Below are 23,546 nucleotides of genomic sequence, written 5' to 3'. Positions count from 1 at the left end.
TGCGACCAGGAAGAATGGGGCCCTTGGTCGACGCGCGGGGGATGGTGTGACGGAAGGTCGGGAGATATCCCGGATATCTCGTATGCCCGGGATGGCCAGAAGCTGCGGGGTCCCCGGGACCACCAGGCCCACCGGGGCCGTGGGTACCACCAGGAGTACGGAGGTCCCCCAGGAGTACCTCGAGGGCTACGTCCGGATCCTCGGACACGCGGCGGAGACCGGCCGCCGCCCCGGCCGCGACGAGCTCGATGCCCGGCGCGCGGAGGGCGAGCGGGCCGCCGAGGCCGGGTACGGGCTGCGCACCCTGATCGGCGCGCACCTGGCCGTGACGCGGCAGGCGCTGGCCGGCCGGATCGCCGCACACCACGTGCTCGCGGCGGTCGAACAGGCCGTCGACGCCTTCGCCGAGGGCTACGAACGGGCCCAGCGGCTCGCGGTCCGCCAAGAGGAGGCGGCCCGCCGGGAGTTCATCGACGACCTGCTCCTCGGGCGCAGCGACCTGGGCCGGCTGAGCGCGCGGGCCGACCGTTTCGGCCTGCACCTGGCACAGGCGCACTCGGTGGCGGTGGCGCGCGGACCCGAGTCGTACGAGGACACAGGCGCGGCCATCCGGCAGGTGGAACTGGCCCTCGCCGGGCGGTTCGGCCACCGTACGTTCCTGCTCGCCACCAAGGACGGCCAGCTGATCTGCGTGGCGCCGGGCGACCAGGACGACCTCCTCGCGCACTTCGCCAAGTACGCGTACGCCGCCGTGGCCGAACGGGGCCTCGTCGCGATCGGCCGCCCCCATCCGGGCGCGGGCGGGGTCGTGACCTCGTACGAGGAGGCCCTGAACGCCCTCGACCTCGCCGACCGCCTCCTCCTCGAGGGCCCGGTGCTGCGCTCCGCCGACCTCCTGGTCTTCCCGGTGCTGGCGCGGGACCGGGCGGCCATGGCCGACCTGGTGGCGACCGTCCTGGGCCCCCTGCAGGCGGGCCGCGGCGGAGCCGGTCCGCTGCTGGACACGCTGACCGCGTACTTCGACTCCGGCTGCGTGGGCGCGGCGGCGGCCCGGCGGCTGAACCTGAGCGTGCGCGCGCTGACGTACCGCCTGGAACGCATCCACCGCCTGACCGGAACGGACCCCGGCGACCCGGTTCAGCGCTACACCCTCCAGACGGCGGTGATCGGGGCCCGGCTGCTGAACTGGCCGGAGCGGCCGCTGTAGCCGCCCCTCGGCCGTTCCTTGGCCGTCCCTCGGCCGCTCCTTGGCCGCTCCCCGGCTGCTACAGCCGTTCGGCGAGCGCCCTCGCCATCGCGACGGTCGGGACCGCCTCCCTCATCCGCCGGTATGGGGTCAGGTCCCGCAGGAGCCGTCCGAGCGCCTCGTGCACCGCGCGGGACTGCACGGCCGGGACGGCCGTGAGGAACGCCCGCCAGTGTTCGCACGCCCGGGTGAGGTGCCCGAGGCGTAACAGCGTCTCCGCGAGGGCGGCGTTCGTGAGCGCCGTGGCCCGGTGCTGCCCGACCGCGCGGCCGCGCAGGGACCGCTCCAGCGCCTCCACCGCGGCCAGGAACTCGCCGAGCGCGAGGTGGGTCCGGGCCCGGGCGAAGTCGAAGTCGGCGCGGGCGTAGGAGTCGAAGGGGCCGGCGGGCTTCTCCGCCGTGTGCCGTGCGTGCACCAGGTCGGCGGCGGCCAGATCGGCGGCGGCCGCTGCCCGCTCCCCCACGTGGGCGTGCGCCGTGGCGCGCTGGACCAGCAGGAACGCCAGCGTCCCGGGCTCCCCGTCGGCGGGAGCGGTGTCCACGGCCATCCGGGCGAGGCGCACCGCGTACCCGGGCTGCCCCAGCCGCCCGGCGTGCGCGCTCATCGCGCGGAGCGTGATGGCGTACATCCGGCGGTCCCCCGCCTGCCGGGCCAGCCCGAGGGCGATGGCGTGGTACTCCTGCGCGAGCCCGTGGTACCCGGCGTCCACGGTCATGTCCCCGAGCAGGTGCGTGAGTTGCGCGTAGCGCCGGAGCACGTCCTCCTCCACCGCCGTCGGGTGTTCCGCGCAGACCCGCGTCCGCGCGAGCACCCCGCCCGGGCCGGCCCCGTTCCCCGCCCCGGTTCCCGGCCGGCCCGCCCGGCCCGGCCGGGGACGGCGCGCGGCGAAGGCCCCCGCGTCCTGGGCCAGCCAGGCGGCGAGGGCGGCGCGGGTGCGGGTACCGCCATGGGCGAGGTAGAGCCCCGAGAAGCTCCCGGCCAGGGCCCGCAACTGCTCCGCGTGCGTGGCGAGATGGCGCCGCGCGGCGAGCTCCGCGACACCGGGGGCGGCGGAGCCGGGCCGGGGCGCGGGGGCGGGGGCGGCCCGGCTCGGCTCCCCGGCCCGGCTCGGCTCCCATTCCGCGATCGGGACCGGCTGGTACGGGCTGCGGAGCAGGGGCGGGCGGGTGTGCGGGTCCGCGTCCGCCCGGGCCTGCAGGGCGAGGCGGCGCAGCCCCTCCACCGTCGGCCCCGCGCCGGGGGCCGCAGCGGTGGCCGCAGCGGTGGCCGGACCGGCATCCCCAGCGGGGTCGGGGCCGGGATCCGCAGCGGCACCGAGTCCGGAAGAGGAACCAGAAGCGGAACCGGAAATCAGCCCGGAACCGGAACCCCGGCCGGACGGGTCGAAGCCCGCCTCCTCCACCGTCACGAACCGCCCGCAGCGGTCCGTCAGCGCCGCCGCTATCAGCTCGGGCACGGGCCTCCGCGGCCTCGTACCGGACAGCCAGTGCGCCACCGCGGTCCGGTCGTACCGCAGGGCCAGCCCGTGCAGCGTCCCCAGCGCGTTGACCCCGCGCGCCAGCTCCGCGCCGTTCCACCCGGCCTCGGCCAGCAGCTCCGCCAACCGCTCGTTGGCCCGTCTGCGGGTCACGGCAGCCACCCCGCATTCAACGCTTTCACCACTGCGCCCCCCACATTCCCTTCTTCCGCTGCGCCCCCTGGTGTTCGCTGGAGCCGTTCCCATCGGATTCCACGGACCGGAGACCCATGTCTGCCTCGGAAACGGCCACCGTCACCGCCGCGCACGCGTACTCGTTCCCCTATCGGATTTCCGGAGTCGGAGCCCAGATCGGCGACATCATCTCCGTCGAGGACTGGGCCGGGCTCGCACACATACCGCACCGCAAACGCGCCGGAAAGGAAGTCTCCGGCGCCGATATCGAGCGCATCCTCGGGGTCGCTTCCAAGAGCTGGGACCGCGAGCGGTTCGGTTCGCTCGACAGCGTCGTCGACGTCGCCCGCCAGGCCCTGCGCTCGGCCCGCGCGGAGCCCGGCGACATCGATGCGGTCTTCGTCGCCACGTGCACCCCGTACGAGATCATGCTCGACCAGGACGCCTTCAACCTGCTGCGACGCCTGCGCATCCCCGACGGCGTGCCGCCCTTCCAGCTGGGCGCCGGCTGCGGCGGGCTGTCCCGCGTCGCCGCCCATCTCGCCCGGACGCGGGCCAAGCGCGCGCTGGTGATCTCGTACAACGCCGCCAGTCCCATCGGGATCGACGACAACGGCGTGATTTCCCAGTACCGCGGCGAGGGCGAGGGCGGTTCCGGCGGCGGGCATCCCTTCGCGCACACCCTGTGGTGCTCCGGCGCGCTGTTCTCCGATGCCGCCACCGCGCTCGTATTCGAGCGGGACGAAACCTTCGACGGCGTCGGATTCTATTCGCGCGATTCCCTCGATTTCGGCGGCGAGCCCGGATTCAGCGATCCGCTCATCCATTACCCGGGTGGCGGCGCCGCCCACCCGCCGGGTTTCCCCGGTTCCGCCGAACTCTCCGCATTCGGACTCAACGGCCCGGAGTTGGCCCGCTATTACTCGCGCGGCATGATGCTGAACCAGGAGACCATGGACGCGCACCGGCCCGGTTTCGTGGACGAGGTCCGGCGCATCTACACCCACCAGGCCGGGCCGGCCCTGGTCGAGGACTACCACCGGCTCGCCGGGCTGGACGCGCGCAAGGCCCCCGCGCACGCCCGTGAACTCGGCAATCTGGTCACCTCCGCGACCCCGGTGCTCTTCTACACCGATGTCGTCAACGGCCTGGTCGACGGGGGCGACACCGTCTGCTTCTCCGTCATCGGCGCGGGTCCCGAGCGCGGGGCCTTCCTCGTACGGGTCTCGATCCCGGGCGAGGTCACCGTCACCGCGCCCCTGCCGCCGGTCCCGGCCGCCGTCGAAGCCGCCCGGGCCGACGGGCCCGCCCGGGCCGACGGACCCGACCCGGCCGACCCGGCCGACCGAGCCGCGAGAACCACCGCCACCGCGTAGGAGCACGTGCCCCCACCTCCTCCGAAACGAGTCCGCCGTGTACATCGCCCTCGCCGGTGCCGCAGGCCCCACCGGCATCCGGCTCGCCGCCGAACTGCTCGGCCGCGGTCACCACCTGACCCTGCTCACCGCCACCGACGTACGGCAGAGCAGGCTCCTGCTGGCCCGTCAGCTCGCGCTGATCGGGCTTTATCCCGAGTACGTCGACCTCCTCGCGGCCCGCCTCGACGCACGCCGGGCCTGCGAAGTCCTGGCCGGGGAGGCGGCCGGCGACCCCGCCGATGCCACGGCCGCCGCGCCGATGGCACCCGGCTTCGACGCCGTCTGGTGCGTGGAGCAGCCCGCCGCCACCGTGGCCGCGCTGCTGCCCCTCGCCTCCGCGGGCCCGCGGCCGACCGCGTTCCACCTGGTCACCACCGGGGACGCGGGTCCGGCCGGGCGGACCGTGGCCGCCGCGGCCGTGCGGGAGGGGTTCCCGGCCGGGGTGCACTGCCTGGCCCCGACCGTGAGCGACCTGCCCGACCATCCGGAGCTGCCGCGGCCGGTGTTCACCCGGCTCGCGGTCGCCGAGGCCACCCGGCCGAGCCCCCTGCCGGTGCTCGGCACCCCGGACTCCCCGGCTGCTCCGGCGGCCGTCAGCCTGCTGCCGCTGTCGGCCACGGCCGCCGCCCTGGCGGACGCCGCCGGGGCGGCGGGCTGGTCGGGGCTGCGCCACATCGGCTGGGTGCACGCGCACCCCGTCGAGGCCGCGGCCCTGGCCGGGGCGCTCGGCCCCCAGCTGGCCGTACGGGTACTGCGGCGCCTGTCGGCGCTCCAGCCGACGGCGGCGACCACCGAGCTGGCCCTCCCTCCGCTCTGCGCCGGCTACCTCACCCGGGCCGCGGCGCCCGCACGTCCCCTCGCCCGAGCGCCGGAGCGGGCGCCGGACCGGACCCCGGAGCGGGTGTGAGCACAGCCGCGCCCACCGGCGGGGACCCGGCCGAACGCCCCTGGCGGGAGCGGCACGTGGTGGACGGCGCAGGCCGTCTCTTTCGGATCTTGTCGGTCAGGTCCGCGTCGTCCGGTGCCGTGCCTCGGCGCGCTGCCGGGTCTCCCGCGTACTGGACGTACTCGGGTGACCCGGCAGTGCGGCGAGGTGCGGTGCCGGGCGGCGCGGACCCGGCAAGATTCGAAAGAGACGGCCTGGCCGACGCCCTGCGCGAGGCGGCCGCGGAGCGCGTTCTGGGCAGCGCTCTGACGGTGACGAAGCCACCGCTCCCGGAGCGGGGCCCGGCGGCCGGAGCGTAGCGGGGGCCCATGGCCAGGGCATATGCGTAAGGATCATTCATGGCTCAAGGACAAGCCGCCCGGTCCACCCCCGCAACTCGCGCCGACACTCCGTCGCCCCGTCCCGCTTGACAGGTTTTCGCATGTGGCAGAACGTGCCGCCGACCCGACACGCCCGGGGCCCCGCCTTGACGTTCTCACCCGTTCGGGCGCACGCCTTCCACATCCTGGTCACCGCCCGGCCCACCGGCCGCCATCTGCGAAGACGGTCCCACCTCGGGGTGACGTGACAGTGACGCGCCGTCAGTTCTTCGTGTTACACGAGGAGCCGGGGCGCGGAGAGGAGTCCACTGCTCTCAGGACCCGGCCGCCCGAGCCGGACCAGGAGGGATTCTCATGCCCCGCGCCCAGTGGATGGTCGGCGTGCTGACGGTGACTCTGCTGATCGTCGGGATAGGGGTGTTGCACTCCACCGAAGGAGCCCGGCCCGCCTCGCCCACCGCCGGCGACGCCCTGCCGTCGCGGGTGCTGGGACTGTCCGGCCCGCGGCGGCTGGCCCGGCAGCTGGACCATTCGGACGGGCACACCACCGGCAAGGGCACCCGGCGGCCCGCGCGCGCGGGAGTGGCGCCCCTACCGGCTTCACGACCGCTCCGGCTGGTCATCCGGAGCCTGCGGGTCGACGTACCGCTGACGGGCGGGACCCCGGTGGGCGGTGCGGGCGGGCCGGACCTGGTGGACGGGGCCGTCTGGAACTCCGCGGGTCCGGCCCCGGGCGCGGCCGGCACCGCCGAGGTCTCCGGGGAATCCCTCCGTCTCGCCGGGCTCCGGCGCGGGCAGACGGTCGAGATCCCCCGCGCCGACCGGCGTACGGCCGTTTTCACCGTGTACCGGGTCTCCCCCGCCGGGGTCTCCGAGCACGAGGGGGCGTCCGGCAAGGCCCAACTCCGGCTGATCAGCGGCGAGACCGCCGTCCTGGCCCGCCTCACCGGACACCGCCGCACGCCTCGCTGACGGTGCCCGGGACGCTCCCCGGGACCCGACGCGTCCCGGACCTGTTCACCAGTCGCCCCCCTCGGCCATCTGTCAGCCGTGGGGGGTGTCTTCATCCCCCGGTCGGGGGGATCTCGGGTCCGGGCGGGGAGTTGGTCCGCGTGCCGGGGCAGACCCTCCGCATGAGCGGGACGCGGCATGCGCGGATGGCACTGAGCAGGGCCCTGAGGGTGCCACTGACCGTGCTCTGCGTCGTGCTGCTGTGCGTGTTCGGCACCGGCAGGGGCGGCCTGTCCCCCGCATCGGCCGAAGGCCCCCGCTCCACCTCCTCGGCCCCCGCCGAGCCCGCCGAGAGCCCTGCCGACCCGGCAGGGGATCCCGAGGTACGGCTGGCAGCGCGGGTGACCGAGCGCGGCATCCCGGGCGTACGGGGGCTGCAGCGGCCGGTGTTTCACGTGAAACACGCCGTGGGGTCCGCGGATGCCGTCGCGCACCGGACGGGGACGGCCGCGCCGACGGCGTCCCTCCTGCCGGTCCGGAGTGTGGTCCTGCGCTGCTGAGCGGTCCGAGAGGACACGCAGCAGCACGCATCCCCCCACTCCGAGCACCGCGAGGTTCCGTCATGCCCATCGACCCGTACCTGGCCCTCAACGCCATGCTCCGCGCCGAGGCCGCCCGCTTCTCCCCGTCCGCCCCGCAGGCCGCCCAGCCCGGCCAGGCCGGACAGCTGCGCCGCTCCGAATCCGAGACGGCCGCGAACTCCGAAGCCCCGGGCCCGGACACCACGGCCGAGTAACCCGATCCGTCCGCGAGCGGACGTGAAGCGGACATGAGGCGGCACCGGTTCCCGCGCCCTCGGCAACGGAGAGTGGTCACGTGAGGTTCGACCACGGGGCACGGGAACCGGCGCCATCAATCAGTCTCCGCCGGGAGGGCGGCGGCCCGCCTCGACCGTTCGTCCGCAGTGCCCCGGCCGAAAGTACCGACCGCGACGGCCTGCTCCTCCCGCGGTCCTCCCGCGTCCTCGGGCTAGTCCTCCCGCGTGTAGTAGCGGTAGAAGGCCGCCGCGGCGACGCCCGCGCCGACCAGCAGGGAGATGCCGGAGGACTTGAAGATGCTCTCTCCCGCCAGGCTGTACAGGTAGCCGAAGGAGATGCCCGCGAAGGCTCCGTACGCCGCCGCGTGCAGCTCCCGCTTCAGCCGGGGGCCGATCCGGGCCAGGGCGAACAGGCAGGCGGCGAAGATCGCGCCGCACAGGATCCCGTAGAAGACGTTGCCCGCGTCCACGGGCCCCATCTGGCGCTTCATGAAGGCGGCGTAGACGCCGTAGACGAGTCCCATCAGCAGGGGACGGGTCAGGGCGGACTTGCTCAGGTGGGTCGTGCCGCCGGCGGCCGTTTGCCGGTTCCGCCCGGGGGCGGTGGGTGCCGCATGTGCCATGACGGGCTCCTCTCTCCCATCATCCAGGGCACACCCGCCGCCCCGGACCGGCAACTGGATCACTCGTACGGACCCCCGCGGAGGGCCGGCGCCGACCGGCCGCCACCCGCCCGCAGTACCCCCGCTCGCGCCGGGCGGCCGCCCGTCTTTCCCTGGTGACGTGCGGACCATTCTCTCGGCGGTACTCATCGCGCTCGTGGCCCTCCTGGTGCCCGCGAGCGCCGTCGCGTACTGGGCCGACCACGAGCTCGGCAACGCCGACCGGTACACCGAGGCCATGTCCCCGCTCGCCTCGGATCCCGCCGTACAGAACCTCGTCGTCACCCAGGCCGGGCGCGCCCTCTCCGGGCAGATCGACGCGGGCCCCTTCCAGGGCGGGGTCGACGCCCTGCTCGGGGAGGCGCTGCGCTCCTTCGTGGGGACCCCCGCCTACCGCACCGCCTGGGACGCCGCCAACCGGGCCGCCCACACCGCCTTCCTCGAAGCGCTCACCAGCGGCCACGGCGACGCCCTCACCATCGATCTCGCCCCCGTGATCGCCCAGGTCAAGGGCGATCTCGTCAACAACGGGGTGCCGTTCGCCGACCGCATCCCGGTGACCCACCTGTCGGTGAAGGTCATGGAGTACGACAACCTCGGCGCGCTCCGGAAGGGCTTCCGCATGCTGCAGATCGCCGGGGTCTGGCTCCCCGTGCTGACCGTGGTGCTGGCGGCGACGGCCGTCGCCGTGGCCGTCCGGCGCCGGCGCGCGGTGCTGGCCACCGGGCTGGGGCTCGTGGTCGGGGCCGTCCTGCTGTGGGTGGCCGTGGTGCTGTGCCGCCGCCTCACCCTGGACGACCTTCCGGCCGATGTGGACCGGGCGGCCGCCGAGGCGGTGTACGACGCGCTCACCGCGTTCCTGCGGACCACCACCTGGGTGGTGCTGGCCGTCGGAATCGCCGCGGCTCTGGCCGCCTGGCTGATGGGCCGACTGCGCCGCACCCCATAAGCTCGGAAGGTACGGATTACCACGTAAATCCGCGCAACAGCGCAGAAGAACCGATTCGCGAGCGGCGGAACCGGAAGCGGGAATGAGCACCGAACGCACCGAAGAGATACCGTCCGGGCGGGCCCGGCGGGCTCGGCACAGACCGGGACGGTCCCTCCCGCTGTCTCCGCCCGCCTGGCTCCTGAAGGGGCTGCGGCCGTCTTCCGCGCCGATCCCCTGGGCCGCCGTGGTGCGTGCCGGGATCGCCATGGCCGCCCCGCTGGCCGTGGGCTTCGCCCTCGACGAGCCCGAATACGGTGCGCTCGTCTCGATGGGCGCCCTGTCCGGGGTCATCGGCGACATCGCCGACGCCTACCGGATGCGCGTCCTGAACATCGCCGTGCCCCAGCTCTTCGGCGCCGTCGGCGTCGCGCTCGGCACCCTCGTCTTCGGGCACGGCTGGGTCGCCGTCGGCATGCTCACCCTGATCGCCCTGGTCTCCGGGATGATCTCCTCGATCGGTACGGTCGCCTCCGTCTCCGGGCTGATGCTCCTGCTGAACGCCGTGGTCGGCGCCGGTCTGCCGATGCCGCAGCCCTGGTGGACGGCCCCGCTGCTGCTGAGCGCGGGCGGGCTGTTCGTCCTCGCGCTGACCCTGCTGGGCTGGCCGCTGCGCGGTCGGCAGCCGGAGCGGGCGGCCGTGGCCGCCACCTACCGGGCGCTGGCCGACGCGCTGGAGGCCGCCGGCGGTCCCTCGGCCCGCTACGACGAGCGCCGCCAGCAGGTCACCCAGGCCCTGAACCAGGCCTACGACCTCGTGCTCGGCCGCCGGGCCCGGGTGCACGGCCGCAGCCCCGCGCTCGTGCGGATGCTGGCCCAGCTGAACGTGCTGATCCCGCTGGTCGAGGCCGCGCCCGCCGCGCACCTGCGGCGCAGGCCCCTCTCCCCCGAGATCCCGGCGGCCGTACGGGAGCTGGCAGAGGCCGTCGAAGAGGGCCGCACCGGAACCCCCGTACTGGACCTGCCCGCGCCGGACAGCCAGTCCGAGCGGGCCATCGACGCCGCCCTGCGCCACGCGGCGAACATCGTGCTGACGCCCGATCCGGACATGCGCAACGTCGACGACCGCCTCGGCCGGCCCGCCGCGCTGCGGGTCCGGGCCGTGCGGGCGGTGCGCGACATGATGTTCTCCGAAGCCTCCTGGCGGTACGGGCTGCGGCTCGCGCTGTGCATCGGGCTGGCCCAGGCGCTGGTGTCGGTGGTGGAGATCGAGCGGTCCTACTGGGTCGCGCTGACCGTCACCTTCGTCCTCAAGCCCGACTTCGGCTCGGTGTTCTCCCGCGCCGTCCTGCGCGCGCTGGGCACCGCCGCCGGGCTGGTCATCGCGGCCGCCGTGCTCTCGGAGGTGCCGCGCGGCTGGTGGGACGTGCCGGTGATGATGGTCCTCGCCGCGCTGATCCCGGCCTTCTCCGTCAAGGGGTACGCCTTCCAGACCGCCGCGATCACCCCGGTGATCCTGCTGCTCTCCGACCTGCTCAACCACCAGGGCTTCGATCTGATCCGGCCCCGGCTGCTGGACAGCCTGATCGGCTGCGCCATCACCCTGGTCGCGGGCTACCTGCTGTGGCCCGAGAGCTGGCACACCCGGATCGGGGACCGGCTCGCCGACACGGTGGACGACGCGGCGCGGTACGTGGAGCGCGCGTTCGGCGGCCACCCCGACACCGAAGCGGGGCTGCGGGCGGCGCGGACCGCCCGGCTCCAGGCCCGGCGGCGGATCTACCGGGAGCTGTCCGGAGTCCGCAGCGAGTTCCAGCGGGCCCTGACCGAACCGCCGCCCACCGGGGCCCGGGCCGCCGCCTGGTGGCCGCTGGTCGTGGCCGTGGAGCGGATCGTCGACGCGACCACCGCGGCCAGGGTCCGGGTCAACCACGGCGCGGAGCCCCCGCTCCCCTCGGAGGCCGAAGCCATCGCCGAGGACCTGCGCGGCCTGGCCCGCGGCGTCCGCCGGGTCCAGAGCCCGGAGCTGATGGATCCCCCGGCCGCCCCTTCGGTGGACGAGGACTCGGTGCTGGCCCCGGTCCGGCAGGAACTGGCTGCGGCCCGCGCCATCGCCGACCCGAAGCGCGAAGCCCCGTAGGCCCGACGCCCCGTAGGCCCGACGCCCCGTAGGCCCGACGCCTCGCAGGGCCGACGCCCCGTAGGCCGATGCCCCGCAGGGCCCCGGCCCGTGGCCCCAGGCGTTGCGCCGGTGTCCCTCCAATGGCCCAGCGCCCCGGGCCCCCACGGCCCCGGCGGGGGAGCATCGGGGCATGAGGCCCATCCTTCGACGCGCGCTCCCCCTGGTGGCCCTGGCCGCCCTCGCGGGCTGCGCCGATGTCGAAGGCCTGCAGAGCAACGGCGACCTGGGAACGGTCCGCGCACCCAAGAGCCTGTGGAAGAACATCCACCCCGAACCCCCCGGCCCCGGCCAGAAACCGGGGACGGCCGCCGTGATCCCGGGGCTTCCCAAGGTCGCCGACCTGTCCATGCGCGGGGTGAACCCCTTGGAGGTCATCCGCGCGGACATCACCGCAGCCACCGCCGGCGACGGCGGGACCGGCCGCCTCGTCGACCCGCGCGCGATCCAGCGGCTCGCGCTCTGTACACAGGCTGTGGACGGCGGTCCGGACTGCCCGGTCCGGCCGGGCGTGCTCCACGATCTGACCGGCAACGGCCGGGAGGAACTGATCACCGCCCTGGACCTCGACGGCAGACTCAGCGAGCTGCGCGTCTACACCGTCCAGGACGACGGGCGCATCGCCCGGATCCTGTCCCGGCGCGGGGTGCTGGAAGGCGTGGAGGTGGCCGCCGAACACCTCGCGGTGCGCGAGCCGACCTCGAACCCGGCCTACATCTCCATCTCCGACTACGTGTGGGACGAGAAGGCCGGGATCATGAACCTCTCCCAGCTCACCCTCGACACCTGCCCCGACGCCAACGATCCCTCCGGCCCCTGTGGCCCGGCGGGCGCGGCCTGAGCGCGGGCCGGGGCGGGCGGACGATGCGGGTACCGAGCGGGCTGCGCTGGAAGATCGCCATGACCACCACCGCGGTGTGCTGCATGGTCGCCGCCGCGCTCGGGATCCTCGTCCACAACGTCGTCTCCCGGCAGATCTCCGGCGAGATCCGCAAGGACGTGATCCGCGACCTGGAGCACGCCCTCGACCACTACCAGTACGGCACCGCACACGGTGACGCGAACGTGGACCTGAACCCGCCCGGCCTCCCGGAGCCGCTGCGGAAGCTGGTCGCGCGCGGGGAGACCGGCAGCATGGTCGGCGAGTACGGCCGCAAGCCGGTGATGTGGGCGGCCGGCCCCGCCGACCAGCAGGCGCTCGCGGTCTGGGTCCCGTACGAGGACACCCGCTCCCGGCTCCGGGACATCGACACCGCCATCCTGGCCTCCGCCGGCCTCGCCGCCGGGGTGGTGGCCCTCGCGGGCCTCTTCCTCGCCAACCGGATCAGCCGCCGGCTCGCCACCACCGCCGCCGTGGCCCGCCGGATCAGCGCCGGGGACCTGGACGCGCGGGTCGGTTTCCCGGCCGACGCGGAGGAACCGGCCCGGTTCCACTCCCGCGACGAGGTACGGGACGTGGCCCAGGCCCTGGACTCGATGGCGGGCTCGCTCCAGGACCGGCTGGAGGCGGAGAAGCGGTTCACGGCCGATGTGGCGCACGAACTGCGCACCCCGCTCACGGGTTCACTGGCCGCGGCGGACCTGCTGCCCGAGGGACGGCCCAAGGAGATGATCAACGACCGGCTCAAGGCCCTGCACCTGCTCACCGAAGACCTGCTGGAGATCTCCCGGCTGGACTCGGGCGTCGAACAGGCCGACCTGGCCCGGGTGGAGCTCGGCCGGGCGGTGGAACGGGCCGTGGCCTCCACCCGGCTGACCGTCTCCGTACGGATCCTGCGGGACGCGGTGGTGCTCACCGACCGGCGCCGCCTGGACCGGATCCTGGCCAACCTGCTGGTCAACGCCGCCAAGCACGGGCAGCCGCCGATCGAGGTGAGCGTCGAGGGCCCGATCGTGACCATCCGCGACCACGGGCCGGGATACCCTGCCGAGCTGATCGAGCAGGGCCCGCAGCGCTTCCGCACCGGCGACCCCGGACGGGGTCGCGGCCACGGTCTGGGCCTGACCATCGTGATGGGCCAGGCCGCGGTGCTGGAGATCGCGCTGCGGTTCTCCAACGCCCCGGACGGGGGCGCGGTGACCACCCTCCAGCTGCCCGTGGGGCGTCTGCCGGAGGGAAGTTGATCGTGTGGAGTGAATGTTTCACGTGAAACAGGCGTGCGGGGTGGGTGTTTCACGTGAAACACCCACCTCGTGGCGTTCGGCGGCGGCAGCGGTTGAGCCGAAGCGGCGGCGGGCTGATGAACGGCTGGTGAATCCGGCCCGTCGGAGCGGCAGTTCAAGGCTCTGACCGGTGTGTTTGGGCCGTGGGCGCCACGAATGGTGCCCCTGCCGAAGTTCCAGCCAAGGGGCCGATAACCTTACGTGTCCACTCTGGGCAGGGATCTACCGCGCAGCACGGACAAATGACGCACGCACTCATGCGAAAGGCCTGGCCCATGGGTATTCGGAGCTTGTTGCGCAAGGTATTCGGAAGGCCAACGGAGCCGGTTCCGGAGACGACCGACGCCACTTCGGCGGCCCTCCCGAGCCAGACCGAACGCACTCCACTGGACGCGGCGGCCGAACTGGTCGCGGCCTCCTTCGACAACCCCACCGTCCCCCCGCAGTCCGCTCCGCGCGACCGCGAACCGGGAACCGTCCTGACGGCCCCGGCCCCGGACCCGACCGTCCCGGAGGCACGCCGTCACGCCTCCGGCCCGTCGGCCTCCCCGACGCCCACCCCGCCCGCCCCGGAGCCGGTAGCGGCCGAGGCCGAACCGGAGCCGGCGGCACAGCCCGAACCGGAACCGGTCGCGGCCGAGGCCGTCACCCCTGCCGAGCCGGAGCCGATCGCGGCCGAGGCAGAGCCCGCAGCACAGACCGAGCCGGAGCCGGTGGCGGCCGAGGCCGTCACCGCTGCCGAGCCGGAGGCCGAACCGGCCGCCGCCGCAACGCCGGAGGCGGAAGCCGAACCGGTCGAGCCGCAGCCGGAGGAGGAGGCATCCGCAGAGGCCGAACCCCTGGCCGCCGCAGCCGCCGAACCCGAGCCCGTCGCCGTAGAGGCAGAGGCAGAGACCGAGCCGGAGGCAGCGGCGGAGCCCGAAGCCGCGATCGTCGAGCCGCAGCCCGTGGAGGCCGAGCCGGTCGCCGTGGAGGCCGAGCCGGTCGCCGCCGAGGCAGTCGCGGCAGAGGCCGAGGCCGAGCCGGTCGCCGCCGAAGCAGAGGCGGAGCCCGTCGCAGCCGAAGCAGAGGCCGAGCCGGAGCCCGAGCCGGAGGCGGCCCCGGCCGCCGAGCCCGTCACCGTCGAGGCAGAGGCCGAGGCCGAGCCCGTCGCAGCCGAAGCCGAGGCCCCCGCCCCCAAGCCGGAGGCAGACGCACCGGCGCACGCCCTCGCGGCGGTCAAGCGCCAGGCTCCCGCCCTGGCCGGGGCCTACAAGGCCGCCGGGCAGGTCCTGCGGAGCAAGGGCAAGGCCGGGGCGCGGGCGACCGTGTACCTCGTGCTCGACCGGTCCGGGTCGATGCGGCCCTTCTACAAGGACGGCAGCGCCCAGTACCTCGCCGATCACGCGCTCGCCCTCGCCGCGCACCTCGACGAGAACGCCACCGTCCACACCGTGTTCTTCTCCACGGACGTGGACGGCACCGCCGACCTCACCCTCGACGGCCACGACGAGGCCTGGGTCGAGGCCCGCCACGCCGAGCTCGGGCACATGGGGCGCACCAGCTACCACCGGGCGGTCGAGGAAGTCCTCACCCGCTACCAGAAGGACGGCGGGGAGGGCCGCGCCCTCGTCGTCTTCCAGACGGACGGCGCTCCGGACAACCGTCAGCCCGCCCGCCAGGCGATCGCCGACGCGGCCGCGCACGACATCCACTGGCAGTTCGTGGCCTTCGGCGACCCCGAGGCCAAGGCCTTCGACTTCCTGCGCAAGCTGGACGCCGAGAACGCCGGCTTCTTCCACGCCGGGTCCACGCCGAGCGAGCTGACCTCGGCCGCGCTCCTCAAGGGCATCCTCGACGGGTTCTAGCCCACCCGCACGGACACGCCGGAACACGCAGAAGGGCCCGGGATCCCCAAGGATCCCGGGCCCTTCACGCATGCACCGACGGCCCGGCCGGGCCGGTCCGGCCTACTGGTGCGGCTTGACCGACTTCTCGACCGGCTCGGTGGTCTTGGTCTCCACCGGCTTGCGCAGGGCGATGTTCAGCTCGCGCAGGCGGGACTCCTCCAGGATGGTGGGGGCGCCCATCATCAGGTCCTGGGCGTTGCCGTTGAGCGGGAAGGCGATGGTCTCGCGGATGTTGGGCTCGTCGGCCAGCAGCATCACGATGCGGTCCACGCCCGGGGCGATGCCACCGTGCGGCGGGGCGCCGAGGCGGAACGCGCGGAGCATGCCCGCGAACTCGCGCTCGACGGTCTCGGCCTCGTAACCAGCGATCTCGAAGGCCTTCAGCATGACCTCGGGCTCGTGGTTGCGGATGGCGCCGGAGGACAGCTCGATGCCGTTGCAGACGATGTCGTACTGCCACGCCAGGATGTCGAGCGGGTCCTTCTCCTCCAGGTCCTTCATGCCGCCCTGCGGCATGGAGAACGGGTTGTGGGAGAAGTCGATCTTGCCGGTCTCCTCGTCCGCCTCGTACATCGGGAAGTCGACGATCCAGCAGAACCGGAAGACGTTCTCCTCGAACTGGCCGGCGCGCTTGGCGGCCTCGACGCGCACGCCCGACATGATCTTGGAGACCTCGGCGAACTCGCCCGCGCCGAAGAACACCGCGTGACCGGCCGCGAGGCCCAGACGCTCGGTGAGGACCTTGACGTTCTCCTCGGTGAGGAACTTGGCGATGGGGCCGGTCAGGCCGCCGTCCTCGCCCACGCGGACCCAGGCCAGGCCCTTGGCGCCCAGCGAGATCGCGTACTCGCCGAGGCCGTCGAAGAACTTGCGGGGCTGCGCGGCGGTGTCCGGGACGGCCAGGGCGCGCACGTGCTTGCCGGCGAACGCCTTGAACTCCGAGCCCTCGAACACGTCGGTGATGTCGACGAGCTCCAGCTTGGAGCGCAGGTCGGGCTTGTCGTTGCCGTACTTCAGCATCGACTCGCGGAACGGGATCCGCGGGAAGGGGGAGGTGACCTCGCGGCCGTTGCCGAACTCGGTGAAGATCTCCGTCATCAGCCGCTCGATGGGCTGGAAGACGTCCTCCTGCTCGACGAAGGACATCTCGACGTCGAGCTGGTAGAACTCGCCCGGCGAGCGGTCGGCGCGGGCGTCCTCGTCGCGGAAGCAGGGCGCGATCTGGAAGTACCGGTCGAAGCCGGAGATCATCAGCAGCTGCTTGAACTGCTGCGGCGCCTGCGGCAGCGCGTAGAACTTGCCCGGGTTCAGGCGGGACGGGACCACGAAGTCACGGGCGCCCTCGGGGGAGGTCGCGGTGAGGATCGGGGTCGCCATCTCGTTGAAGCCGAGGGCCACCATCTTGGAGCGGATCGACGCGATGACGGCCGAGCGCAGCATGATGTTGCGGTGCATGCGCTCGCGGCGCAGGTCGAGGAAGCGGTACTCCAGGCGCCGCTCCTCGTTCACACCGTCGTCGGTGTTGATGGTGAAGGGCAGCGGGGCCGAAGCGCCGAGGATCTCGACGTCGGTGACCTCGATCTCGATCTCGCCGGTGGACAGCTCCGGGTTGACGTTGTCCGCGCCGCGGGAGACGACCTTGCCGTCGATGCGGACGACGGTCTCCTTGGTGACCGTGCTCAGCGCCTCGTTCGCGGCGGTGCCGGGACGGGCCACGAGCTGCGTGATGCCGTAGTGGTCACGCAGATCGATGAAGAGGATGCCGCCCAGGTCTCGACGGTTGTGCAGCCAGCCGCTCAGCCGGACGTCGGAAGCGACGTCGGAGGCACGGAGCTCGCCGCACGTGTGGGACCTGTACCGATGCATCAGTCATCCAGTTCTACGCGATACCAGGGTGGATTCAACCGTCCCAAGGTTACCGTCCGGGCCGGGTGCCGTGCGGGCGCGCCCGAGAGGGCGCTGAACACGGGCGGTGAACAGGCACGTCAGGCGTACGACCTGTAAAGATGACCACGTGCGCACAGAGGACGTCCTGGCCGCCATCGCGACCGGTTTGTGGCGATGGGACAACGCCTCCGGGACGGTCACCCTCGACAGCGAGGCCGCCCGGCTGCTCGGGCTGCCCGCCGAGCCGGTGGACCTGCCCGAGGTCGCCGTGCGCTCCCGCTTCCACCCGGTGGACTGGAACGAGATCAACGGCATCGTGAACCTGGCGGTCGCCGAGGGCACCCTCGCCGAGGCCCGGCTGCGGATCATGGACGAGGACGGGCGCGTGCTGCGCACCGTACGCAGCCGCTCGAAGCCGCTGGAGAACCGGACCGCGGACGGCCGGCTCGACTACGAGCTGATCGGCACCCTCCAGGAGATCGCCGAGGCGCAGCCCGGCACCACCGCCGTGCACACCCCGATCACCGGCGACTGGCGCCGCTCGCGCGAGGCCTTCCTGCTGGACGCGGGGCGGGCGCTGGCGGAGGCCCGTTCCACCGCCGAGGTGCTGCGGGTGGCGGCCTCGCTCTCGATGCCGGGATTCATACCCGACGGGCTGGCCGTCTTCGGCGTGGCCGGCAGCCGGCTGTCGATCATCGGGCACCACGGGCACGATCCGGGGGACGAGAGCCCCTTCGCGGACATGCCGGTGGACACCGACTACCCGGCAGCGGAGGTGGTCCGTACCGGGCGGGCGATCTACCTGCCCAGTCCGGAGGACTACAAGCGGCGCTTCCCGGCCACCTGGCCCCTCGCCCAGCGCTTCGGCCGGATCTCCTGGGCGTTCCTGCCGCTGGTCGTGGCCGGCCGGACCATGGGCGCCTGGATGGCCGCCTTCAAGCACCCGGTGTCCTTCTCCCCCGACGAGCGCTCCGTCCTGACCACCGTGGCCCGGATGCTCGCGCAGGCGCTCCAGCGCGCCGGAATCGCCGAATCCGAGCGGGAGCTCACCACCGGCCTGCAGCGGTCGATGATGCCCCAGCTCGGCCCCGAGATCCCCGGCATGGCCATCGCCGCGCGCTACGTGCCGACCGGCGGCGGGCTCCAGGTCGGCGGCGACTGGTACGACATGATCCCGCTGCCCTCGGGACGGTTCGCGCTGGTCATCGGCGATGTCCAGGGCCACGACGTGCGGGCGGCCGGGCTGATGGGCCAGCTGCGGATCGCGGTGCGCGCGTACGCCTCCGAGGGCCACCGGCCCGACGCGGTGCTCTCGCGGGCCTCGCGCTTCCTGGCGGGGCTGTGCTCCTCGCAGGAGCAGGAGGGGGACTCGAAGGAGGACCCCGACTTCCAGAGCCCGCGCTTCGCCACCTGCCTGTACGTGGAGTGCGATCCGCAGACCGGCCAGCTGGAGGTGGCCCGCGCCGGGCACCCCGACCCGGCGATCCGGATGACCGACGGCACGGTCCTGATGCGGCCCACGGCGGGCGGCCTGCCGCTCGGCATCGTCCCGGACACCGACTACCCGACGACCCGGTTCACCCTGGAACCCGGCGAGACGATGATGCTGTGCACCGACGGGCTCATCGAAACGGGCGGGCACGACCTCGACACGGGCTGGGCACGGCTGCGGGCCATCCTGGAGTCGGAGACCCACGACACCCAGAGCCTGGAGCCCCGGCACCTGGAACGCATGGCGGACCTGCTGGTCCAGGCCGTGCACGGACCCTCCTCGCACCACACCACCGGCCCCCTGGCCGACCGGCGCGAGGACGACATCGCCGTGGTCCTGCTCTGCCGCGAGGGCGCGGGCTGCGGCTGCGACACCTCGCTGCTGCACCCCGGCCGCCCGGCCCGGCGCACGATGCTGACGGTCGCCCAGGCCGAGCCGGAGCGGGTCTCCGGGGTCCGCCGCCAGATCCGGGAGCTGCTGCACGACTGGGCGGACGCGGAGCAGGTGGACTCGGCGGTGCTGATGGTCTCCGAGATGGTGACGAACGTACTGGTCCACACGGACGGGGACGCGCTGCTGATGGCCGAGGCTGTGGGCGAGCTGGGCGCGCGCCGGCTGCGGATCGAGGTGGCGGACGCCTCCGACGAACTGCCGCACAAGCGGCACCCGGGAGAGATGGCGTCGAGCGGGCGGGGCGTCCTGCTGCTGGAGATGCTGGCGGACGACTGGGGCGTGGACCCGCGCGGCGAGGGCAAGTCCACCTGGTTCGAGCTCCACGAACGGTCCGAGCCGGACCAGCTCTCCTAGTCCGCCGGTCCGCGCCGGTGGTACCGCCCCGGACGGCATGGCGTACGGGGCCTGCGCGCCGCGGCTGCTTGGATGCGGAGGTGGTGACCCAAATGCTTCCCCAGCCCGCCCGGCGGCTCCTCGCGTGGTGCGTGTTCACGCTCGCCGTCGCGGGCGTGGCCGCCCTCGGCGTATGGCTGTGCATCGTCCTCAAGACCGCCGTGACGCCCGTACTGCTCGCCCTGCTCGGGACGGCCCTGCTGGGGCCCCTGCACCGGCGGCTCACCCGGATCGGGGTCAACCGCTCACTGGCCGCCGGAATCACCTGCCTCGCCGTGATCGGCGTGGTCGGCGGGGCCATGTACGTGGTCGTGCTCGCGCTCATCGAGACCGGCGACCAGATCATCGCCTCCCTCAAGCAGGCCGGCGCGGACCTCGCCAAGCACTTCGGCGCCGCCGGGACCTCGTTGGAGGACCTCGCGATCAACGCCAAGGACCTGCTGGCGAAGTTCGGCGGCACGGCCGCCTCCGGGGTCATCACCGGGATCAGCGTGGTCGGCGAGATGATCGCCACCGCGATCCTGGCGCTGCTGCTGATCTTCTTCTTCCTCCGCGACTCCGACCGCGCCGTGTCCACCCTGCGCTCGCTGGCGCCGGGCGCCCGCGCCGACACCCTGGAGGCGATGGCCCGCCGCGCCTTCCAGGCCGTCGAAGGGTTCATGCGCGGGACCACCTTCATCGCCGCGATCGACGCCGTCTGCATCACCATCGGCCTGCTGGTCCTGCGCGTGCCCGGCGCGGTGGGGCTCGGCGCCCTGGTCTTCGTCGGCGCCTACATCCCGTACCTCGGTGCCTTCATCTCCGGCGCGGTGGCGGTGCTCGTCGCCTTCGCCGACCGGGGCTGGGTGATCGGACTGTGGGCGCTGGGCGTGGTGCTGGCCGTACAGGTGCTGGAAGGGCACGTGCTCCAGCCCATGATCCAGAGCCGGACCGTGCAGATGCACCCGGCGGTCGTCATGCTGGCGATCACGGCCGGCGCCAGCGTCGCGGGCATCCTCGGCATGCTGCTCGCCGTCCCCCTGACGGCCGCCGCGTTCGGAGTCCTCTCGGAGCTTCGGGCCCGGTACGGGGGCGGCGCCCCCGGCACCGCCTCCACCCCCGGGCCCGCGGACCCGGCCTAGCCCGTTGCGGAGCTCGGCCAGATCATGGCCGAGGCGAGTGCGGTCAGGTGGGCCAGGTACTGCGTCACCATGAACACCCGGTACGGGAGGCGGCGCCGGTCGCGCGAGCCGTCGGCGGGCAGCAGGGCCAGCGAGATGGCCACGGCGCAGGCGCCGAGCAGGGTGACCAGGGCGGCGGGCAGCAGGGCGGGTGCCCAGCGGGCGGCCGCGACGGCGAAGCCCGCGCCGATGAGCAGGGCGTGCACGGCCGCCAGCACACTGGTCCGGCCCTCTCCGAGGACGATGGCCCAGGTCCTGCGCCCTGCGGCGGCATCGCCCGAGACGTCGGAGAAGTCCTTGACCAGCGCGCCGACCAGGGCCGGCCAGAGCGACATGGCGAGCGCGAAGACCGGCAGCGCCGCGGCGTCGAGGTCGCCGTCGGCGATCACGCTACCCGCGTAGTAAGTGAGCATGCCGCTCAGCAGGACCACTGTCATGGCACCCGAGCTGGTGCTCTTGAGGGCCAGGCGCGGGGCGGAGTAGGCGTAGCCGAGCGCCAGCAGCCCGACGGTGGCGCCCACCAGCCGCGGATCCACGCACCCGGCGGCGACGAGGGCGAGCGCGGCGCAGCCGAGCGCGGCCTGCATGGCCCGCTCCGTACCGAGTGCGCCGCGTGCGATCGGGCGCGTGGAGTGGTTGAGCCAGTCCTTGTCGGCGTCGGCCACGCCGTTGTAGAGGTACGTGAACGTGGTCGCCGCGACCCAGGAGATCGCGCCGGCGGCGAACCTGAGGAGCCCGGTGCCGCTCGTGGTGACCCCGGCCAGCGCGGCCAGGGCGAGCAGTCGGATCAGGAACATGCACTGGACGGAGATCCTGGCCTCCACCAGGCAGAGACGGAGCATCTGGAGCAGTGGTTCCGGGTGGTGCGGTGATTCGGTGGCCCCGCGCGGAGTCCGGACGTGCGGAGTGAAGTGTCGAAGCTGCTGTGTTTCCCCCATGAGCATGATCTTCACGCTATCCAGGGCCACCCACCTGGGCATTTCCCACTTTGGCCCCTTCGCTACCACTTTTGGTCCGCTGCCTTCGGCCTTGGAAGTACGGCGCCGTTGAGCGGCCCGACCCGCCGGTAACGTTTCGAACCGAGCCGCCCGATCCGCCAACTGGCGGGCAGCAACGCCCACTTGTGACAGATCCGAGCCGGGCGCCCCGGCCGCCGGTCGGCGTACCGCCGCAGAGAGCAGCAGGAGTTGACGCAAACATGTCGAAATTCACCATCCCCTACCCGGCACCCCGGCAGCACGAGCCCTTCGGCCTGCCGCCGCACGGCTCGGGCGGCCCGGTGCAGGACGAGGCCGTCGAGGAGGCGGGTTCGTACAGCCTGTGGGAGCTCTTCGCACTCACCGGCTGGGCCGGCGCCCGTCCGGCGCACTAGGCCGTCTCTTTCGGATCTTGCCGGTCAGGTCCGCGGAACCACGAGAGGTGCCACCCGGCCTGCGAAGCAGCAGGCGGGGGGGCACCTCTTCCGCATGTCGTGCCGGTCCCGACCAGGCGCCGGTCCCGACCCGGCGCCGGTCTCAGCCCTCGCGGATCGCCAGGACCAGCGAGGAGACCGACAGCACCGGTTCGCCGCTCGCCAGGCGCGTCGTCCCGTTGAAGATCGCCGTGGCGTTCTTCTCCATCTGCAGGGTGGCCTCGTGGTGCAGGACGTCACCGGGGTAGGCCTCGCCCTGTACGAGGACCTTGCGGGCACCGACGAACAGCAGCGTGCCGACGGGGTGTTCGGGCTTCTGCAGCCACAGCGTCGCCGCGCTCTGCACGAAGGACTCCAGCAGCAGCGAGTTCGGGAAGGCGTAGCCGGCCGGCGCCAGGTCGTCGGGGAGACCGGCGTAGCAGGGCTCGCTGCCGGAGATCGCCTTGCTGGTACGGATCCGGACCCCGGGATCGAGTTCCGTCACCCGGTCGACGACCAGGATCGGGTGGCGGTGCGGCAGCGTCGACCGCAGTTCGGCGTGCTCAGTCATCGAAGACCGCCGAATCCGCCGGCCTGAACCGGACCGTCAACGCGGCCACCGGCACGCCGTCCTCGTTGGCACAGCTCGCCTTCACGGCCAGGCCGCCCAGCTGGTCGGTGCACTCGGCCTCGATGCACAGGGTGTTGCCGGGTTCGAGCATCCCGGTGAGCCTGATGCTCGGGATCTCCTCCATCCGCAGCGGCTTGCCGAGGTGGGCCTCGGCGGCCTGCAGGACGGATTCCAGGACGAAGACGCCGGGGTAGATGGGGCGCCCCGGATAGTGGCCCCCGAGGTAGGGGTCGTCGGCCCGGATGAGCTTGCGGGCGACGAAGCTCTCGCCGCTGGACTCCAGGGAGTCCAGCGCGCTGAGCGGTGCGGCGCGTTGAGGCGCTATCAACTCTGTGCCTTTCTTCACGAGTACGTAGGCCACCAGGTAGCCCTCGATGCAGTGGACCCAGGCGGACATCGAGATGTCCGGGGGCAGGAGATCCGCGAGCCAGTTGACCCGGTACTCGCGGTCGCCGAGCGGCAGGAGTTCGACGTCGAGGAACCCGGGCGGCCGGCTGGCCAGGCCCGACGTCGACTTGTAGATGGCCTCCTTGGCGGAGAAGAGGCCGGTGAGCATGCGGATCGGGCTGTCGCTGGCCATGATCCAGGCCTGTTCGGCCGGGGTCGCGATGAAGTGCAGGCCCTCCATCGACAACCGGACCGGCCGCTCGATGTCCACCCCGACGGCGACGACGTCCTGCCGGACGGTGCCGAGGCACACGCCGACCCGCCGCTCGCTGTGGCTGATCGATCCGCGCAGCCCGGGCGGGAAGACCGGCCGCCGGCCGTCCCTGACCACCATTCCGCCGATGTGCAGCAGGGCCTGGCAGGCCATCACGGCGGCGCGCCCGAGCACGAAGTCGGAGCTCTTCGCCACCGCCACGTCGTCGGGGATCCAGGACGGCCTGGCCTGGCAGGACAGGGCGCTGCCCTCGGCCGTACTGCTGGCCATGGTGAGGACCACCCCGGGCTGGAGGTGGAGGCAGCGGAC

Annotated in this window: 20 protein-coding genes; 14 read left to right on the top strand and 6 right to left on the bottom strand. The window is 73.3% G+C overall.

Annotated elements, in window-relative coordinates; genetic code table 11:
• Positions 1–139 precede the first annotated feature (139 nt).
• The gene (locus OHU74_RS18715) at positions 140–1,207 is read left to right on the top strand and encodes a PucR family transcriptional regulator (protein ID WP_371616964.1); all 1,068 of its coding nucleotides are present in this window, start codon (positions 140–142) and stop codon (positions 1,205–1,207) included.
• Positions 1,208–1,265: 58 nt separating this feature from the next.
• Here the strand turns inward: OHU74_RS18715 and OHU74_RS18710 are convergent, their stop codons facing one another.
• Positions 1,266–2,876 (bottom strand): hypothetical protein, encoded by a 1,611-nt coding sequence (locus tag OHU74_RS18710; protein WP_371616963.1) that lies wholly within the window; start codon positions 2,874–2,876, stop codon positions 1,266–1,268.
• 116 nt (positions 2,877–2,992) lie between these two features.
• Here OHU74_RS18710 and OHU74_RS18705 point away from each other — a divergent pair, with 116 nt between their 5' ends.
• From OHU74_RS18705 to OHU74_RS18685, 5 genes are all read left to right on the top strand, one after another.
• Positions 2,993–4,273 carry a 3-oxoacyl-[acyl-carrier-protein] synthase III C-terminal domain-containing protein gene (locus OHU74_RS18705; protein WP_371616962.1) on the top strand — a complete coding sequence of 427 codons (1,281 nt, stop codon included), beginning with the start codon at positions 2,993–2,995 and terminating at the stop codon, positions 4,271–4,273.
• A 37-nt stretch (positions 4,274–4,310) separates the two neighbouring features.
• Positions 4,311–5,222, top strand: a complete 912-nt coding sequence (locus OHU74_RS18700) for a hypothetical protein (RefSeq protein WP_371616961.1) — start codon at positions 4,311–4,313, stop codon at positions 5,220–5,222.
• A 713-nt stretch (positions 5,223–5,935) separates the two neighbouring features.
• Positions 5,936–6,553: a hypothetical protein gene (locus OHU74_RS18695; RefSeq protein ID WP_371616960.1), complete on the top strand. Its 618-nt coding sequence runs from the start codon at positions 5,936–5,938 to the stop codon at positions 6,551–6,553.
• Between the two features lie 185 nt (positions 6,554–6,738).
• Positions 6,739–7,092 (top strand): hypothetical protein, encoded by a 354-nt coding sequence (locus OHU74_RS18690; RefSeq protein ID WP_371616959.1) that lies wholly within the window; start codon positions 6,739–6,741, stop codon positions 7,090–7,092.
• Between the two features lie 62 nt (positions 7,093–7,154).
• On the top strand, positions 7,155–7,328 hold the full coding sequence (locus OHU74_RS18685) for a hypothetical protein (RefSeq protein ID WP_371616958.1): 174 nt from the start codon (positions 7,155–7,157) through the stop codon (positions 7,326–7,328).
• Between the two features lie 233 nt (positions 7,329–7,561).
• Here OHU74_RS18685 and OHU74_RS18680 read toward each other — a convergent pair whose 3' ends face one another.
• Complete coding sequence (locus OHU74_RS18680) at positions 7,562–7,972, bottom strand: hypothetical protein (protein ID WP_371616957.1); 411 nt, start codon at positions 7,970–7,972, stop codon at positions 7,562–7,564.
• Between the two features lie 160 nt (positions 7,973–8,132).
• Here OHU74_RS18680 and OHU74_RS18675 point away from each other — a divergent pair, with 160 nt between their 5' ends.
• From OHU74_RS18675 to OHU74_RS18655, 5 genes are all read left to right on the top strand, one after another.
• Positions 8,133–8,960 (top strand): hypothetical protein, encoded by an 828-nt coding sequence (locus tag OHU74_RS18675; RefSeq protein ID WP_371616956.1) that lies wholly within the window; start codon positions 8,133–8,135, stop codon positions 8,958–8,960.
• 82 nt (positions 8,961–9,042) lie between these two features.
• On the top strand, positions 9,043–11,079 hold the full coding sequence (locus OHU74_RS18670; RefSeq protein ID WP_371616955.1) for an FUSC family protein: 2,037 nt from the start codon (positions 9,043–9,045) through the stop codon (positions 11,077–11,079).
• Between the two features lie 172 nt (positions 11,080–11,251).
• On the top strand, positions 11,252–11,959 hold the full coding sequence (locus OHU74_RS18665) for a hypothetical protein (protein WP_371616954.1): 708 nt from the start codon (positions 11,252–11,254) through the stop codon (positions 11,957–11,959).
• A gap of 23 nt (positions 11,960–11,982) precedes the next feature.
• Positions 11,983–13,242, top strand: coding sequence for a sensor histidine kinase (locus OHU74_RS18660; RefSeq protein ID WP_371616953.1), 1,260 nt, complete (start codon positions 11,983–11,985; stop codon positions 13,240–13,242).
• Between the two features lie 332 nt (positions 13,243–13,574).
• Positions 13,575–15,128, top strand: a complete 1,554-nt coding sequence (locus OHU74_RS18655; RefSeq protein WP_371616952.1) for a VWA domain-containing protein — start codon at positions 13,575–13,577, stop codon at positions 15,126–15,128.
• A gap of 102 nt (positions 15,129–15,230) precedes the next feature.
• Here OHU74_RS18655 and aspS read toward each other — a convergent pair whose 3' ends face one another.
• Entirely contained in the window at positions 15,231–17,036 is a 1,806-nt protein-coding gene (gene aspS / locus OHU74_RS18650; protein WP_330297536.1) for an aspartate--tRNA ligase, read from the bottom strand.
• Between the two features lie 148 nt (positions 17,037–17,184).
• Between aspS and OHU74_RS18645 the strand changes: the two genes are divergently transcribed.
• A complete protein-coding gene (locus OHU74_RS18645; RefSeq protein WP_371616951.1) occupies positions 17,185–19,356 on the top strand; it encodes a SpoIIE family protein phosphatase in 2,172 nt (723 codons plus the stop codon).
• Between the two features lie 92 nt (positions 19,357–19,448).
• Positions 19,449–20,516 (top strand): AI-2E family transporter, encoded by a 1,068-nt coding sequence (locus OHU74_RS18640; protein ID WP_371616950.1) that lies wholly within the window; start codon positions 19,449–19,451, stop codon positions 20,514–20,516.
• Here OHU74_RS18640 and OHU74_RS18635 read toward each other — a convergent pair.
• Positions 20,513–21,499 (bottom strand): UbiA family prenyltransferase, encoded by a 987-nt coding sequence (locus OHU74_RS18635; protein WP_371616949.1) that lies wholly within the window; start codon positions 21,497–21,499, stop codon positions 20,513–20,515. The two genes, OHU74_RS18640 and OHU74_RS18635, sit on opposite strands and share 4 nt — an antisense overlap.
• Before the next feature lie 254 nt (positions 21,500–21,753).
• Here OHU74_RS18635 and OHU74_RS18630 point away from each other — a divergent pair, with 254 nt between their 5' ends.
• Complete coding sequence (locus OHU74_RS18630; protein WP_371616948.1) at positions 21,754–21,927, top strand: hypothetical protein; 174 nt, start codon at positions 21,754–21,756, stop codon at positions 21,925–21,927.
• A gap of 142 nt (positions 21,928–22,069) precedes the next feature.
• Here the strand turns inward: OHU74_RS18630 and OHU74_RS18625 are convergent, their stop codons facing one another.
• Positions 22,070–22,516 carry a 3-hydroxyacyl-ACP dehydratase FabZ family protein gene (locus OHU74_RS18625; protein ID WP_371616947.1) on the bottom strand — a complete coding sequence of 149 codons (447 nt, stop codon included), beginning with the start codon at positions 22,514–22,516 and terminating at the stop codon, positions 22,070–22,072.
• Positions 22,509–23,507 carry a 4'-phosphopantetheinyl transferase superfamily protein gene (locus OHU74_RS18620; protein WP_371616946.1) on the bottom strand — a complete coding sequence of 333 codons (999 nt, stop codon included), beginning with the start codon at positions 23,505–23,507 and terminating at the stop codon, positions 22,509–22,511. Before OHU74_RS18620 ends, OHU74_RS18625 begins: the two co-directional genes overlap by 8 nt.
• Positions 23,508–23,546: the final 39 nt, after the last annotated feature.

The sequence above is a fragment of the Streptomyces sp. NBC_00454 genome (assembly GCF_041434015.1).
Taxonomy (GTDB): Bacteria; Actinomycetota; Actinomycetes; order Streptomycetales; family Streptomycetaceae; genus Streptomyces.
The sequence above is the reverse complement of the archived record's forward strand: the minus strand, read 5'-3'. Positions and strand labels throughout refer to the sequence as shown.

What these genes read in the sequence shown, in the direction of transcription:
- OHU74_RS18705 (WP_371616962.1), top strand. Translation starts at nt 2,993, where the DNA reads ATGTCTGCCTCGGAAACGGCCACCGTCACCGCCGCGCACGCGTACTCG.
- OHU74_RS18620 (WP_371616946.1), bottom strand. Translation starts at nt 23,507, where the DNA reads ATGGCCAGCAGTACGGCCGAGGGCAGCGCCCTGTCCTGCCAGGCCAGG.
- OHU74_RS18635 (WP_371616949.1), bottom strand. Translation starts at nt 21,499, where the DNA reads ATGCTCATGGGGGAAACACAGCAGCTTCGACACTTCACTCCGCACGTC.
- OHU74_RS18685 (WP_371616958.1), top strand. Translation starts at nt 7,155, where the DNA reads ATGCCCATCGACCCGTACCTGGCCCTCAACGCCATGCTCCGCGCCGAG.
- OHU74_RS18690 (WP_371616959.1), top strand. Translation starts at nt 6,739, where the DNA reads ATGGCACTGAGCAGGGCCCTGAGGGTGCCACTGACCGTGCTCTGCGTC.
- OHU74_RS18670 (WP_371616955.1), top strand. Translation starts at nt 9,043, where the DNA reads ATGAGCACCGAACGCACCGAAGAGATACCGTCCGGGCGGGCCCGGCGG.
- OHU74_RS18630 (WP_371616948.1), top strand. Translation starts at nt 21,754, where the DNA reads ATGTCGAAATTCACCATCCCCTACCCGGCACCCCGGCAGCACGAGCCC.
- aspS (WP_330297536.1), bottom strand. Translation starts at nt 17,036, where the DNA reads ATGCATCGGTACAGGTCCCACACGTGCGGCGAGCTCCGTGCCTCCGAC.
- OHU74_RS18695 (WP_371616960.1), top strand. Translation starts at nt 5,936, where the DNA reads ATGCCCCGCGCCCAGTGGATGGTCGGCGTGCTGACGGTGACTCTGCTG.
- OHU74_RS18660 (WP_371616953.1), top strand. Translation starts at nt 11,983, where the DNA reads ATGCGGGTACCGAGCGGGCTGCGCTGGAAGATCGCCATGACCACCACC.
- OHU74_RS18625 (WP_371616947.1), bottom strand. Translation starts at nt 22,516, where the DNA reads ATGACTGAGCACGCCGAACTGCGGTCGACGCTGCCGCACCGCCACCCG.
- OHU74_RS18680 (WP_371616957.1), bottom strand. Translation starts at nt 7,972, where the DNA reads ATGGCACATGCGGCACCCACCGCCCCCGGGCGGAACCGGCAAACGGCC.
- OHU74_RS18640 (WP_371616950.1), top strand. Translation starts at nt 19,449, where the DNA reads ATGCTTCCCCAGCCCGCCCGGCGGCTCCTCGCGTGGTGCGTGTTCACG.
- OHU74_RS18665 (WP_371616954.1), top strand. Translation starts at nt 11,252, where the DNA reads ATGAGGCCCATCCTTCGACGCGCGCTCCCCCTGGTGGCCCTGGCCGCC.